Here is a 14,388-nt window from a genome sequence, read left to right as displayed (position 1 = left end):
AGCGCAACGCACTCCAACGGTAAATTCCGGCGGAAAGGGTCAATAACCGCAAGGACTGCATACCAAATGTTCGCCCGACATCTTGCCTGTTGAGGAATTAATTCCTCTTTCCCAATTGTTTTAAGTCCGTGCCTGTGCACGGGCTGTGGTGGCGCTGTCCGTGTGACGGTGCGCCTGTGATTTCGCTTGTCTTTTCTTGTCGTAACGAGGTCGTATGCCCAGTTCAAAGAAGCCTGCTCCTTCACTTGCCAAAAGCGTCGCCACCAAGCCCGCAGCAGAAAAACCGTTGAAAGCCGGCGCTAAGCCAGCAACTAAGACGGGTGCCGCCGCGTCCAAAGCGGCAGCCGCAACGAAAGTGAAAACCGTGCCCACGAAATCGACTTCTCTCGACGATCCCAAAAAAGCAGCCGCTCCGGCCGCCAAGAAGGTCGGCCGCCCGCCCAAGGCCGCCGCTGCAGCTGGTTCAGCATCGCCCGCCACCGGCGCCAAGCGCGGCCGCAAGCCCAAGGCTGACAAGGACGCGCCCGAGAGCGACATCGACCTGTCGGACATCGAAGAGGACCTGGCGGGCGACGAACCCGCGGCCGCCACGACGACCGAGGAAAAGGTCAAGCCGCTGCGCATGAAGATCAGCAAGGCGAAGGAACGCGCCTTGATGAAGGAGTTCGGCCTCGACGAGACCGTGCTCTCCGAAGAAGACCTGGCCAAGCGCCGCTCGCGCCTGAAGACCCTGATCACGCTTGGCAAGACCCGCGGCTACCTCACGCACGGCGAAATCTCCGACCACTTGCCCGACAAGCTGGTCGACGCCGAGACCATGGAAGTCGTGGTCACCATGCTCAACGACATGGGCGTGGCGGTGTACGAGCAGACGCCCGACGCCGAAACCCTGCTGCTGAACAACACCGCGCCCACCGCCACCACGGTGGAAGAAGCCGAGGAAGAAGCCGAAGCGGCCCTGTCCACGGTGGACAGCGAATTCGGCCGCACCACCGACCCGGTTCGCATGTACATGCGCGAAATGGGCACGGTCGAGCTGCTGACGCGCGAAGGCGAAATCGAAATCGCCAAGCGCATCGAAGGCGGCCTGATGGCCATGATGGAAGCCATTTCGGCCTCCCCCGCCACCATCGCCGAGATCCTGCGCCTGGCCGCTGAAATCCGCGAAGGCAAGGTCGTCATCTCGACCATCGTGGACGGCTTCTCGAACCCCAACGAGGCCGACGACTATGTGGCCGAAGAAGACTTCGACGAATTCGACGAGGAAGACGACGACGACGGCAAGGGCGGCTCCAAGGCCCTGACCAAGAAGCTCGAAGAACTCAAGAACGAGGCGCTCGCGCGTTTCGACCGCATCGCCGGCATGTTCGAGAAGGTCCACAAGATCTACGACAAGGAAGGCTACGGCACGCCGTCGTACGCCAAGGCGCAGGAGTCCCTGTCCGAAGAGCTGATGACCATCCGCTTCACGGCCAAGACCATCGAGAAGCTGTGCGACCTGGTGCGCACGCAGGTGGACGACGTTCGCAAGAAGGAACGCGAGCTGCGCCGCATCATCGTGGACAAGTGCGGCTTCCCGCAGGACGAGTTCATCCGCGACTTCAGCGGCTTCGACAAGAACGGCAACCGCATCGCGTCGAACCTGCTGAACCTGAAGTGGGTCGAGAAGCAGGCCGCCGCCGGCAAGCCCTGGAGCGCCGTGCTCGCGCGCAACATTCCGCCGGTGCAGGAACTGCAGCAGCGCCTGGCCGACATCCAGTCGCGCGTGGTGGTGCCGCTGACCCAGCTGAAGGACATCAACAAGCGCATGAACGAAGGCGAATCGTCTTCGCGTGACGCCAAGAAGGAAATGATCGAGGCCAACCTGCGCCTCGTGATCTCCATCGCCAAGAAGTACACCAACCGCGGCCTGCAGTTCCTGGACCTGATCCAGGAAGGCAACATCGGCCTGATGAAGGCGGTCGACAAGTTCGAATACCGTCGCGGCTACAAGTTCTCGACGTACGCCACGTGGTGGATCCGCCAGGCCATCACCCGCTCGATCGCCGACCAGGCGCGCACCATCCGCATCCCTGTGCACATGATCGAGACGATCAACAAGATGAACCGCATTTCGCGCCAGCATTTGCAGGAGTTCGGCTTCGAGCCCGACGCCGGCATCCTGGCCGCGAAGATGGAGATTCCTGAAGACAAGATCCGCAAGATCATGAAGATCGCGAAAGAGCCGATCTCCATGGAAACGCCGATCGGCGACGACGACGATTCGCACCTGGGCGACTTCATCGAGGACAGCAGCAACACGGCCCCCATCGAGGCCGCGATGCAAGCCGGCCTGCGCGACGTGGTCAAGGACATCCTCGACAGCCTCACGCCGCGCGAAGCCAAGGTGCTGCGCATGCGCTTCGGCATCGAGATGTCGACCGACCACACGCTGGAAGAAGTCGGCAAGCAGTTCGACGTGACCCGCGAACGCATCCGCCAGATCGAAGCCAAGGCGCTGCGCAAGCTGAAGCACCCGTCGCGTTCCGACAAGCTGCGCAGCTTCATCGACACCCTGTAATCCGGGTTCGCTGAAGCCAAAGCGCCCGCCTTGCCCCTCACCCGGGCGGCGGGCGTTCTCTTTTTTTGCTCTCGACAACGACAAGTACCCACGGAGGCGCTGACCCCATGAATCCCGATGCAGACAAACTCTGGCAGGCCCCGCGCTGGGCGCTTGCCGTGCTGCTCGCCGTGCTGGGCATGCTCGGTCCGTTTTCCATCGACACCTACATCCCGGCGTTCTCGGGCATTGCGCAGTCGATCGGCGCGACGCCGGCCGAGATGCAGCAGACGCTGTCGGCCTACCTGTTCGGCTTCGCGTTCATGAACCTGTTCCACGGCGCGCTGTCGGACAGCTTCGGGCGCCGGCCCGTGGTGCTGTGGGGCCTGGCGGTGTTCACCGTGGCCTCGCTGGGCTGCGCGCTGTCGCAGAACATCACGCAACTGGTGCTGTTCCGCGGCCTGCAGGGCCTGTCGACCGGCGCCGGCATCGTGGTCTCGCGCGCGGTCATCCGCGACATGTTCCCGCCCGCCGAGGCGCAGCGGGTCATGAGCCAGGTGACGATCTATTTCGGCGTGGCGCCGGCCATCGCGCCCATCGTGGGCGGCTTCCTGTTCGTGCACGCGGGCTGGCACGCGGTGTTCTGGTTCCTGGTGGCGGTGGGCGTGGTGCTGTTCGCGGCCAACTACAAGCTGCTGCCCGAGACGCTGCACAAGACCCACCGCCAGCCGTTCCAGGTGCGCCACCTGCTGCGCGGCTACTGGGACCTGTGCTCCGACCCGCGCTTCCTGCTGCTGGCCTTCGCCAGCGGCGTGCCCTTCAACGGCATGTTCCTGTACGTGCTGGCCGCGCCCGCGTTCCTGGGCGACCGCCTCGCGCTGCAGCCGCAGCAGTTCTTCTGGTTCTTCCTGCTGACCATCGGCGGCATCATGCTCGGCGCGCGCGCCAGCGGCCGCATGGCCGGCAAGGTGGCGCCCAAGCGGCAGATCCGCGACGGCTTCCTGATCATGCTGGTGACCTCGGTGGTCAACGTGGTGGCCAACTTCTTCTTCCAGGCCCACGTGGCGTGGGCGCTGTGGCCGCTGGCGGTGTTCGCCTTCGGCTGGGCGCTGATGGTGCCGGTGGTCACGCTGCTGGTGCTCGACCTGCACCCCGAGCGCCGCGGCATGGCCTCGTCGCTGCAGGCCGTGATCGGCTCCACCGCCAACGGAATCGTGGCAGGCGCGGTGGCACCGCTGGTGATGCACTCCACGCTCGCGCTCGCGCTCACCTCGCTGAGCATGCTCGCCATCGGCCTGGTCGCCTGGGTCTGGCTGCACGGCCGCTGGCCCGAGATCGGGCGCATGGTGGCGCACGAAGGCTGACGAAGGGAGCGACCTTCCGATGCGCTTCGACGCCCTCTGGACCCATGCGCGCGCCTGGCTGCCGGCGCGCTCCAACGTCGATGCCCGCGAGCGCCTGCGCGCGGTGGGCGGTGCCGGGCTCGGCCTGCTGGTCGCGGCCTTGCTGTCGCACTGGCTGGCGAGCCCGCTGCATGCCAGCGTCTGGCTGATCGCGCCGCTGGGCGCCAGCGCCGTGCTGGTGTTCGCGGTGCCCGCGAGCCCGCTCGCGCAACCGTGGTCGGTGATCGGCGGCAACACGCTGTCGGCGGTGGTCGGCATCGCCGCCGCGAACTGGATTCCCGATCCCGCGCTGGCCGGCGCCGTCGCGGTCGCCGGCGCCATCGGCCTGATGTTCAGCGCGCGCTGCCTGCATCCGCCGGGCGGTGCCGCGGCCTTGCTGGCGGTGCTCACGCACACCACGCATTTTTCGTCGGCCCTCTTCCCCTTCTTCACCAATTCGCTGCTGCTGGTGCTGGCCGGCGTGGCCTACAACACGCTCACCGGCCGGCGCTATCCGCACGTGCAGGTGGCGCGCCCGCCGGCGGCCAACGCGCGCTTCAGCCAGGCCGACATCGACGCCGTGCTGGCCCGCTACAACCAGGTGCTGGACATCAGCCGCGACGACCTCGAGTCGCTGATCCAGCAGACCGAGCTCGAGTCGTACAAGCGGCGCCTGGGCACGCTGCACTGCGCCGACATCATGTCGGCCACGCCCGTTTCGGTGGAGTTCGGCACGCCGCTGCAGGAAGCCTGGGCGCTGATGCACGAGCGCCGCATCAAGGCCTTGCCCGTCACCGACCGCACGCGCCGTGTGGTGGGCATCGTGACGCAGGCCGACTTCTTCCGCCAGCTCGACCTGCAGCACCATGAAGGCATCGCGGGCAAGCTGCGCGACCTGATCCGCGCCACGCGCACGGTGATGTCGAACAAGCCCGAGGTGGTCGGCCAGATCATGACGCGCCAGGTGCGCGTGGCCAGCGCCGACCGGCCCGTGGTCGACCTGGTGCCGCTGTTCTCCGAGGGTGGGCACCACCACATTCCGATCATCGATGAAGAGAAGCGGCTGACCGGGATGATCACGCAGTCGGATTTCGTGCGGGCGCTGTACCGCGCTGTCGGCCCCGCATAGACCCCGGCCTTTGTCTTTCTCCCTCCCCTCCCGGGGGAAGGCGCAAGACCTTCACTCGATCGTGACGTTCGCCTTCTTCACCAGCGCCGCATAGCGCACAGCCTCGCTGCGGAAATACGCCGCCGCCTGCTCCGGCGTGGTGGGCCTGATGACGTTGCCCTGCTTGTCCATCGCGTCGCGCACGTCGGGGCTGGTGTAGGCCGCGACCACGGCGTCGTGGATGCGCTGCACGTCGGCCGCCGGCATCTTCGCCGGCCCGATCACCGCGAACCAGCCCTCGACCGCGTAGTTCGGCAGCCCCTGCTCCGCGATGGTCGCGATGTCGGGCGCGGCCGCCGAGCGCGTGGCGCCGCACAGGCCGATGGCGCGCAGCGCGCCGCTCTTGATGTGCTGCTGCACGGCGGGCAGCGCGACCACGCCCATCTCGACCTGGCCGCCGATCATGTCCGTCATCATCGGCCCGGTGCCCTTGTACGGAATGTGCCGCGCCTTCACGCCCGCCTCGTCCATGAACATCTCGTCGGCCAGGTGCAGGATGGTGCCGTTGCCCGACGACGCATAGTTGAACTCGCCCGGCTTCGACTTCAGCAACGCAATGAGCTCCTGCACGTTCTTCGCGGGCAGCTTGGGGTTGGCCACGAACACCAGCGGCGTGGCGCCCACCACGCAGATCGGCGTGAAGTCCTTCACCGCGTCGAAGGGCATCTTCTTGTAGACCGCCGGGTTGATGACGTGGTTGTTCGACACCATGCCCAGCGTGAGCCCGTCCGGCGGCGCCTTGGCGATGGCCGCCGCGCCCGTGATGCCGCCCGCGCCCGGCAGGTTCTCGATGACCACGGGCTGGCCCAGGCTCTTGCCCAGCGCCACCGAGGCCGCGCGCACGATGGTGTCGACGCCCGAGCCGGCGCTGATCGGCAGGATGAAGCGGATCGGCTTGTCGGAGCCCTGCGCCAGTGCGGGAAACGCCGTGAGCGCGGCGGCGGATGCGCCGAGGCCCAGCAGCGAACGGCGCGTGAGCTTCGAGGGGATGTGGATCGTGTTCATGTTCTTTGTCTCTCTTTCTTTGTTGATCTGTCGCAGGAACGTTCAGGCCACGGCGTGGGCCTCCTGCATCGCGTCCATCTGCGCGGCCTCGTAGCCCAGCTCGCCCAGCAGCTCGCGCGTGTGCTCGCCCAGCATGGGCGGATGCAGCCGCACGCCCAGCCGCTCGCCGCCCAGCGTGATGGGGAACAGCGTGGTCTGCGCCATCTCGCCCGCGTGCTCGCCGTCGGGCAGGCGGATGTCGGCCAGGCCGCCCGTGGCCTTCAGGTGCGGATCGTCGTAGAGCTCCTCGGGCCGGCGGATCGGCGCGAACGGCAGGCCGCGCGATTCGAAGATATCGGTGAGCTCCGCGGCGCTGCGCCCCGCGAGCCGCGTGCGCAGGTCGGCCAGCAGCGTGTGCCGCACGCGCACGCGCTGGTTGTTGGTGGCCAGGCCGGGGTCGGCCTTGAGGTCATCGAAGCCCAGCGCGTCGCAGAAGGTCTTCCACTGCGCGTCGCTCACCGCGGCCAGGAAGATCTGCTCGCCGTCCTTCACGGTGAACACGTCGTACAGCGCCCACGCCGAGATGCGGTCGGGCATCGGCGCCGCCGCCTGCCCCGTGATCGCGTACTGCAGCATGTGCTGGCCGACCAGGAACACGTTGTTCTCGAACAGCGCCGACTGCACCTCCTGCCCCTTGCCCGTCTCCATGCGCTGCATCAGCGCGGCGATGGCGCCGATGGCACCGAACATGCCGCCCATGATGTCGTTCACGCTGGTGCCCGCGCGCAGCGGGTCGCCGGGGCGCCCGGTCATGTAGGCGAGCCCGCCCATCATCTGCACCACCTCGTCGAGCGCCGTGCGGTGCTCGTAGGGGCCGGGCAGGAAGCCCGTATGGTTGACATAGATGAGGCGCGGGTTGAGCTTGCCCAACGCCGCGTAGCCCAGGCCGTACTTGTCCATGGTGCCGGGCTTGAAGTTCTGCGCCACCACGTCGGCCGTGGCGCACAGGCGCAGCGCGGCTTCCAGCCCCTGCGGATGCCGCAGGTCGAGCGCGATGCTCTTCTTGTTGCGGTTGAACATGGGGAAGAAACCCGCGCCGGCGCCCAGCAGGTGCCGCGTGCGGTCGCCCTCGATGGGCTCGACCTTGATGACTTCCGCGCCCAGGTCCGCCAGCACCATGCCGCAGGTCGGGCCCATGACCATGTGCGTGAATTCGACGACGCGGATGCCGGCAAGCGGCAGGCGTTTGGGTTCGGGCGTGCTCATGCGGCTGCGCCTTCTTCGGCCGCGCCTTCTTCGGCGGCGAAAGTCTTGGGAAAGCCCGCGCGCCATACCGTGCCCTGCAGGGTTTCGCCGTCGAGCCACGCGGCCACGCGCTGGCGCAGGTCGAGCAGCTTCGGCAGATCGACGCCCGTCTGCACGCCCATGCTCTGCAGCATGAAGACCAGGTCTTCGGTGTTCACGTTGCCGCTGGCACCGGGTGCGTGCGGGCAACCGCCGATGCCGGCCAGGCAGGCGTCGAAGCGCGTGATGCCGACCTCGAGCGCGGCATAGGCGTTGGCGAGCCCCATGCCGCGCGTGTCGTGGAAGTGCCCGCACCACAGGCGGTCGCCCGCGATGCGCAGCGCGCGCTCGAACAGGCTGCGCACCATCGCCGGATCGGCATAGCCCACGGTGTCGGCCAGGCTCACGCGGTCGGCACCGGCGTCCAGCAGCGCCTGCATCAGCCGCAGCACTTCGTCGGGGTCGACCGCGCCCTGGATCGTGCAGCCGAAGGCCGTGCCCACGCCGCCGTCGATCAGCGTCCTGGAGCCCGCCGCGTCGCGCGCCGCGCGGATGCGGCCGACCTCGGCCACCACCTCGTCGGGCGTCTTGCGCAGGTTGGCCAGGCTGTGCGCGTGGCTGGCCGACAGCGGCACGATCATCAGGTCGGCCTCGCCCGCGATGGCGCGTTCGGCGCCCTTCAGGTTGGGCACCAGCACCGAGGCGAAAAGCCCCGGCAGCGTCTTGGCACAGGCCAGCAGTTCGGCCGTGTCGGCCAGCTGCGGCAGCAGGTGCGCGGGCACGAAGGAGCCCACTTCGATCTCGCGCTGGCCGGCCGCGTGCGCGTCGCGGATCCATTCGAGCTTGCGTGCGGTGGGCAGCACGCGGGCAATGCTCTGCAGGCCGTCGCGCAGGCCCACTTCGCGAACGACCGCGCGGGGCGGCAGGAAGGCGTGAATCAAGACTTTGTCTCCGTCGTGAGGGGTACGGCGGAATCTTAGAATTTCCGAACTGATCCAGAAGGTATATTTTGGAAGCCAATGGCTTCCAAAACGGAACATCAAAAAAACACCATGCGCGACCTCGACCTGACCACCCTGCGCCTTTTCGTCTCCGTGTGTGAAACCCGCAGCATCGCGCGCGCCGGCGAGCAGGCCAGCCTGGTCGGCTCGGCCATCAGCAAGCGGCTGGCGCAGCTGGAAGACACGGTGGGCACGCCGCTGCTGCTGCGCAAGCGCCGCGGCGTGGTGCCCACGCCGGCTGGCGAAACGCTGCTGGAGCACGCCCGCGCCATGCTCGGCAGCGCCCACCGCATCGAGCGCGACATGGCCGCCTATGCGGGCGGCGCGCGCGGGCATGTGCGCATCCTGGCCTCGGCCTCGGTCATGGCCGAGTCGCTGGCCGAAGACGTGGCCAGGTTCCTGCAGGACCCGGCCCACCGCAACATCCGTGTCGACATGGAAGAGCGCGTGAGCCCCGAGATCGTGCGCGGCATCCGCGAAGGCGTGGCCTCCATCGGCCTGTGCTGGGACGCCGCCGACCTCGACGGGCTGGAGCGGCGCAGCTACCGCTGCGACCACCTGGCCATCGTCGCGCACCCGTCGCACCCGGTGGCGCAGCATGACGATGTGCGCTTCGAGCAGGTGCTCGACCATGAGTTCGTCGGCATGCCCGCGCTGAGCGCCGTGCAGCTCATGCTGGCGCGCGAGGCGGCGGTGGCGGGCAAGCCGCTGGTGTACCGGGTGCTGGTGTCGAACTTCGACGCCGCGCTGCGCGTGGTGCGCGCCGGGCTGGCCATCAGCGTGGTGCCCGCGGAGGTGGCGCGGCCTTTCACCGACGCCTTCGGGCTGCGGCTGATGCCGCTGACCGATGCCTGGGCACGGCGGCGTTTTGCCATCTGCTTCCGGGGCGACGCGGCGCTGTCGCCGTCGGCGCAATTGCTGGTCGCGCACCTGGAACGCTGCGCGACCGACTGACGGCTGGCGTCGCATTCGACCGGAATTCGAAACTATTCATTGCCTCGGAGCGGGTTTTTGATTCAATTCGCGCAACCTACAGTCGAAGTGTCCGTGCTGTCACCCCAACGAAAGACCCCTATGTTCCGCAGAGCCCTCCTGTCCGCCGCCGCCCTCGCCACCACGCTGAGCCTCGCGCCGCTTCTCGCGCAAGCAGCACAGGCGTCCCCGGCCGCCGCGCCGCTCCAGCTCGACGTCTACAACCCCGGCGCCAGGTCGATGTTCCCGGTGTCATCGGAAATCGTCACCGGCCAGACCGACGCCGTGCTGATCGACGCGCAGTTCCAGCGCAACGACGCGCAGGCGCTGGTAGAGAAGATCAAGGCCACGGGCAAGAAGCTCACCACGGTCTACATCAGCCACAGCGACCCCGACTACTACTTCGGCCTCGACGTGGTCCAGGCCGCCTTCCCCGACGCGAAGATCGTCGCCACGCCGCAGACCGTGGCCGCCATCCAGGCCTCGAAGGACGGCAAGCTCGCGCACTGGGGCCCGATCCTGAAGGACAACGCACCCAAGACGCTGGTCGTGCCCGAGCCGCTGACGGGCAACAGCCTCGTGCTCGAAGGCCGCAAGATCCAGGTCGTCGGCCTCGACGGCCCCACGCCCGAGCGCAGCTTCGCGTGGATTCCTTCGCTGAAGGCCGTGGTCGGTGGCATTCCCGTCTCGGCCAACATCCACGTCTGGGTGGCCGACACGCAAACGCCCGCGTCGCGCCGCGACTGGATCCAGACGCTGGGCCGCATCGAGGCGCTGCACCCCAAGACCGTGGTGCCCGGCCACTACCTGCCCAACGCCAACGGCTCGGCGCCATACTCGCCGGCCTCGGTGAAGTTCACGCGCGGCTACCTGAAGGCCTTCGAGACCGAAGCCGCCAAGGCCAAGGACTCCGCCGCGCTGATCGCCGCAATGAAGAAGCGCTACCCGACACTGGAAGACGCCTCGTCGCTGGAACTCGGCGCGAAGGTCATCAAGGGAGAAATGAAATGGCCGCAATGAACGACACGCCGGACGAACGCCAGGGCGCCACCCTGCACTACATCTTCGACCCGCTGTGCGGCTGGTGCTACGCCGCCGCGCCGCTGGTCGATGCGGCGCGCGGCGTGCCCGGCCTGCGGGTCGCGTTCCACGGCGGCGGCATGATGACCGGCGCCAACCGCCGCGCGATCACGCCGCAGTGGCGCGACTACGTGATGCCGCACGACCGCCGCATCGCCGAGATGACGGGCCAGCCCTTCGGCGAAGGCTACTTCGAGGGCCTGCTGCGCGACACCGATGCGGTGATGGACTCCGAGCCGCCGACCACCGCCATCCTCGCGGCCGAGGCGCTGCGCGAAGGCGGCGGGCTGGACATGGTGCACCGCCTGCAGCGCGCGCACTACGTCGAGGGCCGGCGCATCGCCGACGTGGAAGTGCTCGGTGCGCTGGCCGCCGAGCTCGGCTTAGACGCCAAGGCCTTCGGCGATGCGTACGTGAGCCTGTCCGGCGCGGCGACCGCGCAGCACATTGCCGCGAGCCGCCAGTTTCTCCAGCGCGCGGGCGGCCAGGGCTTCCCGACCTTCGTGCTGTCGCAGGCCGACGGCCGCGCCAGCCGCATCGACATCGGCCCATGGCTGGGCCGCGCCGAAGACTGGAAAGCGCGGCTGGCCGAGCTGGTCTAGCGTGCCACGCCCAGCAGCCGGTCGAGCACTTCCGGCTGGGTTCGCAGCGTCGCGGCGCGGTCGGTGTGCACGATGGTGCCGTGGTCGAGCACCACGGCTTCGTCGGAAATCGCGAGGATCGCCTGCGGGTGCTGCTCCACGACGATCGCGGCCAGGCCCTCGTCCTGCGTGATGCGCCGGATGGCGCGCAGCAGCTCTTCCACGATGATGGGCGCGAGCCCTTCGAGCGGCTCGTCGAGCAGCAGCAGCTTGGGGTTGAGCACCAGCGCGCGGCCCACGGCCAGCATCTGCTGCTCGCCGCCCGAAAGCTGCGTGCCCAGGTTGGTCTTGCGCTCGGCCAGGCGCGGGAACATCTCGTACACGCGCTGCGGGTTCCACTTGCCTTGCCGCTCCACGGCCGTGAGGTTCTCGTGCACCGTGAGCGACTTGAAGATGTTGCGCTCCTGCGGCACCCAGCCGATGCCGGCCGCCGCGCGCTGGTGCGGCGCCAGCTTGTGCAGCGCCTGCCCGCCCAGCGTGATGCTGCCGCCGTGCTGGCGCGTGGCGCCCGCGAGCGTGTTGATCAGCGTGGTCTTGCCGGTGCCGTTGCGGCCCAGCAGCGCCAGCGTCTGGCCCTCGCCGAGCGCGAACGCCACGTCGTGCAGCACCACGGCTTCGCCGTAGCCCGCACTCAGGTTCTCGATGCGCAGCAGCTCAGACATGGGCAGCTTCTCCGTGGCCCAGATAGACCTCTTTCACCTTCGGATCGTTGGCGATGGTTTCGGGGTCGCCCTCGGTCAGCAGCGTGCCGTTCACCAGCACCGTCATGCGGTCGGCGAAGCTGAACACCAGGTCCATGTCGTGTTCGATCAGCAGCACCGACACGTCGGCCGGCAACGCGGCCACGGTCTGCAGCAACTCCTCGCGCTCGCCGGCGGGCACGCCCGCCACGGGCTCGTCGAGCAGCAGCACGCGCGGCTCGCAAGCCAGCGCAATCGCAATCTCCAGCAGGCGGCGCTTGCCATAGGCCAGGTGCTTCACCTGCTGCTGCGCCACGTCGCTCAGGTGGAACTGCTCGAGCAGCTGCGCCGCGCGCTCGGCAATCGCCTTGCTCGCGCCGAGCGGGCGCCACCACTGCGCGCCGATGCCCTGGTGCTGCGACACGACGAGCGCCAGCGTCTCCAGCGGCGTCATCGAATCGAACAGCTGGTTGATCTGGAAGGTGCGCACCAGCCCGCGCGCCACGCGCTTGTGCGGCGCGAGCCGGGTGATGTCCTCGCCCAGCAGCGTGATGCGGCCTTCGGTCGGCGTGAGCACGCCCGTGAGCTGGTTGATGAGCGTGGTCTTGCCCGCGCCATTGGGCCCGATCAGCGCATGGCGTGCGCCGCGCTTGAGCTCCATCGTCACGTTGTTGGTGGCCGTGATGCCGCCGAAGCGCATCACCAGGCCATGGGTGGAAAGCACGGTGTCGGTCATGCCGTGCCCCCCTTCGCGCTCTTTGTCTTGCCTGTCTTCTTGCCCATGCCGAACCACAACCACGGCTTCAGCAGGCGCTCGCGCCCGGTAAGCACCATCACCACCAGGATCAGGCCGATCCAGAACATCCAGTACTGCGGCGTCACGGCCGACAGCCAGGTCTGCAGCAGCTTGAACACGATGGCACCCGCCACGCCGCCATACAGCCAGCCCACGCCGCCGATGACCAGCATCAGCAGCACGTCGGCCGAGCGGTCGAAGGCCAGCACGTCGAGCGAGGCAAAGCCGGTGGTCTGCGCCAGCAGCGCACCCGCCGCGCCGGCCACGCCGGCCGCGATGGTGTAGATGACCGCGAGGCGCGACACCACCGGAATGCCGATGGCCATGGCACGCAGCCGGTTGTCGCGAATGGCCTTCAGCGTGGCGCCGAACGGCGAATGCACCAGGCGGCGCATCAGCAGGAACAGCACCAGCATCACGGCCAGCGAATACCAGGCGGCCGTGCGCCCGTACAGGTCGAACTCGAACAGGCCGAGCACCGGCCCCATCACCACGCCCTGCAGGCCGTCGGCGCCGCCAGTCAGCCAGTCGAGCTTGTTGGCGAGCTCGAGCAGCAGCAGCGCGGTGCCCAGCGTGACCATCAGCCGCGTGAGGTCGCTGCCGCGCAGAATGGTTACGCTCGCCACCAGGCCCAGCACGGCCGACAGCACGGTCGCCACCACCAGGCCCACGGTCGGGTCGGGCATGACGAGCTTGGCGAACAGCGCCGCCGCGTACGCACCGAAGCCGAAGAAGGCCGCATGGCCCAGCGACACGATGCCGGTGTAGCCCAGGATCAGGTCGAGCGACATCGCGAACAGCGCGACGATGGCGATCTCGTTGACCAGCAGCGAATGCGACGGCATGACCAGCGGCAGCGCGAAGGCCACCGCCCAGACCACGAACTCGACCGGGTGCCAGCGCGCCTTGCGCAACAGGGCCGACTGGAAATCGGCGGAGGAAGGCGTGCCCATCAGCGGCCTCCCTTGCGCGTGAACAGGCCCTGCGGCCGCCACATCAGGATCAGGATCATCAGCAGGTAGACGGTGAACGCGCCCATCTTCGGAATGAAGTACTTGCCCGCCACGTCGGCAATGCCCAGCAGCAGCGCCGCCGCGAGCGGCCCGGTGATCGACGAGGTGCCGCCGACCGACACCACGATCAGGAAATAGATCATGTACTTGAGCGGGAAGGTCGGGTCGAGCCCGAGGATCTCCGCGCCCAGCGCGCCGCCCAGCCCCGCGAGGCCCGAGCCCACCGCGAAGGTCAGCAGGAACACCACATTCACGTTGATGCCCAGCCCCGCCGCCACGCGCGGGTCGTCGACCGCGGCGCGCAGCCGGCTGCCGAAGCGGGTCTTGGAAAGAATCAGTTGCAGCACCACGGTGAGCACCGCGCACACGCCGATGATGAACAGCCGGTAGTGGCCCATGCCCAGCATCAGCGCGCCGTCGCCGATCTCGGTGCGCCCGCGCAGCCATTCGGGCAGCTGCACGTTCTGCTGCGACGAGCCGACGAAGTAGTCGACCGCCGCCACCGCCATGAACGCGAGGCCGATGGAAAACAGCACCTGGTCCAGGTGCGGCTTGCCGTACATCGGCCGGTAGAGGGTGCGCTCGAGCACCGCCCCCGCCAATGCAACGACGATGAACGCGAGCGGCAGGCAGGCCAGGAAAGGCAGGCCCAGCTTCTGCATCGCGAACACCGTGAGATAACCGCCGGCCATGGCGAAGGCGCCGTGCGCGAGGTTGATGAAGTTCATCAACCCGAGCGTCACGGCGAGGCCGACGGCGAGCACGAACAGCAGCATGCCGTAGGCGATGCCGTCGAAAAGAATGGTCAGCATGCTGTGGTCAGGAGCTCCGTCTTCGAACGCTTGCGA

At 68.0% G+C, this 14,388-nt stretch carries 12 protein-coding genes and 1 pseudogene; 6 read left to right on the top strand and 7 right to left on the bottom strand.

Going from position 1 to position 14,388, the window contains the following annotated elements; all coding sequences use genetic code 11:
• Positions 1–214: 214 nt before the first annotated feature.
• The 3 genes from rpoD (at position 215) to BM013_RS07765 (ending at position 5,050) form a co-directional block, all read left to right on the top strand.
• Positions 215–2,560, top strand: coding sequence for an RNA polymerase sigma factor RpoD (gene rpoD / locus BM013_RS07775; RefSeq protein WP_093124892.1), 2,346 nt, complete (start codon positions 215–217; stop codon positions 2,558–2,560).
• A 107-nt stretch (positions 2,561–2,667) separates the two neighbouring features.
• Positions 2,668–3,903: a multidrug effflux MFS transporter gene (locus tag BM013_RS07770; protein ID WP_093124890.1), complete on the top strand. Its 1,236-nt coding sequence runs from the start codon at positions 2,668–2,670 to the stop codon at positions 3,901–3,903.
• 19 nt (positions 3,904–3,922) lie between these two features.
• Entirely contained in the window at positions 3,923–5,050 is a 1,128-nt protein-coding gene (locus tag BM013_RS07765) for an HPP family protein (RefSeq protein ID WP_093124888.1), read from the top strand.
• A 51-nt stretch (positions 5,051–5,101) separates the two neighbouring features.
• On the opposite strand, the gene BM013_RS07760 is transcribed toward BM013_RS07765, so the two are convergent.
• The 3 genes from BM013_RS07760 to BM013_RS07750 are packed head-to-tail and all read right to left on the bottom strand — an operon-like array spanning position 5,102 to position 8,298.
• Entirely contained in the window at positions 5,102–6,094 is a 993-nt protein-coding gene (locus BM013_RS07760; RefSeq protein WP_093124886.1) for a Bug family tripartite tricarboxylate transporter substrate binding protein, read from the bottom strand.
• A 42-nt stretch (positions 6,095–6,136) separates the two neighbouring features.
• Entirely contained in the window at positions 6,137–7,339 is a 1,203-nt protein-coding gene (locus BM013_RS07755; RefSeq protein WP_093124883.1) for a CaiB/BaiF CoA transferase family protein, read from the bottom strand.
• Entirely contained in the window at positions 7,336–8,298 is a 963-nt protein-coding gene (locus BM013_RS07750) for a hydroxymethylglutaryl-CoA lyase (protein ID WP_093124881.1), read from the bottom strand. Before BM013_RS07750 ends, BM013_RS07755 begins: the two co-directional genes overlap by 4 nt.
• A gap of 111 nt (positions 8,299–8,409) precedes the next feature.
• Between BM013_RS07750 and BM013_RS07745 the strand changes: the two genes are divergently transcribed.
• The 3 genes and pseudogenes from BM013_RS07745 to BM013_RS07735 all read left to right on the top strand — a co-directional run bounded on the left by BM013_RS07745 (position 8,410) and on the right by BM013_RS07735 (position 11,012).
• On the top strand, positions 8,410–9,312 hold the full coding sequence (locus BM013_RS07745) for a LysR family transcriptional regulator (protein WP_093124879.1): 903 nt from the start codon (positions 8,410–8,412) through the stop codon (positions 9,310–9,312).
• Positions 9,313–9,432: 120 nt separating this feature from the next.
• Positions 9,433–10,344, top strand: a pseudogene (locus tag BM013_RS07740) (MBL fold metallo-hydrolase); the annotation flags it as partial.
• Complete coding sequence (locus BM013_RS07735) at positions 10,338–11,012, top strand: DsbA family protein (RefSeq protein WP_093124874.1); 675 nt, start codon at positions 10,338–10,340, stop codon at positions 11,010–11,012. The pseudogene BM013_RS07740 and the gene BM013_RS07735, both read left to right, overlap by 7 nt.
• Here BM013_RS07735 and BM013_RS07730 read toward each other — a convergent pair.
• The 4 genes from BM013_RS07730 to BM013_RS07715 are packed head-to-tail and all read right to left on the bottom strand — an operon-like array spanning position 11,009 to position 14,352.
• Positions 11,009–11,713 carry an ABC transporter ATP-binding protein gene (locus tag BM013_RS07730; RefSeq protein WP_093124871.1) on the bottom strand — a complete coding sequence of 235 codons (705 nt, stop codon included), beginning with the start codon at positions 11,711–11,713 and terminating at the stop codon, positions 11,009–11,011. The two genes, BM013_RS07735 and BM013_RS07730, sit on opposite strands and share 4 nt — an antisense overlap.
• The gene (locus tag BM013_RS07725; RefSeq protein ID WP_093124869.1) at positions 11,706–12,467 is read right to left on the bottom strand and encodes an ABC transporter ATP-binding protein; all 762 of its coding nucleotides are present in this window, start codon (positions 12,465–12,467) and stop codon (positions 11,706–11,708) included. The genes BM013_RS07730 and BM013_RS07725 overlap by 8 nt, the downstream gene beginning before the upstream one ends.
• Positions 12,464–13,480, bottom strand: a complete 1,017-nt coding sequence (locus BM013_RS07720) for a branched-chain amino acid ABC transporter permease (RefSeq protein WP_093124867.1) — start codon at positions 13,478–13,480, stop codon at positions 12,464–12,466. Before BM013_RS07720 ends, BM013_RS07725 begins: the two co-directional genes overlap by 4 nt.
• On the bottom strand, positions 13,480–14,352 hold the full coding sequence (locus tag BM013_RS07715; protein WP_093124864.1) for a branched-chain amino acid ABC transporter permease: 873 nt from the start codon (positions 14,350–14,352) through the stop codon (positions 13,480–13,482). Before BM013_RS07715 ends, BM013_RS07720 begins: the two co-directional genes overlap by 1 nt.
• Positions 14,353–14,388: the final 36 nt, after the last annotated feature.

It is taken from the genome of Variovorax sp. OK605 (genome assembly GCF_900115445.1).
Lineage (GTDB): Bacteria > Pseudomonadota > Gammaproteobacteria > Burkholderiales > Burkholderiaceae_C > Variovorax.
This window is presented reverse-complemented; position numbering and strand designations above follow the sequence as displayed.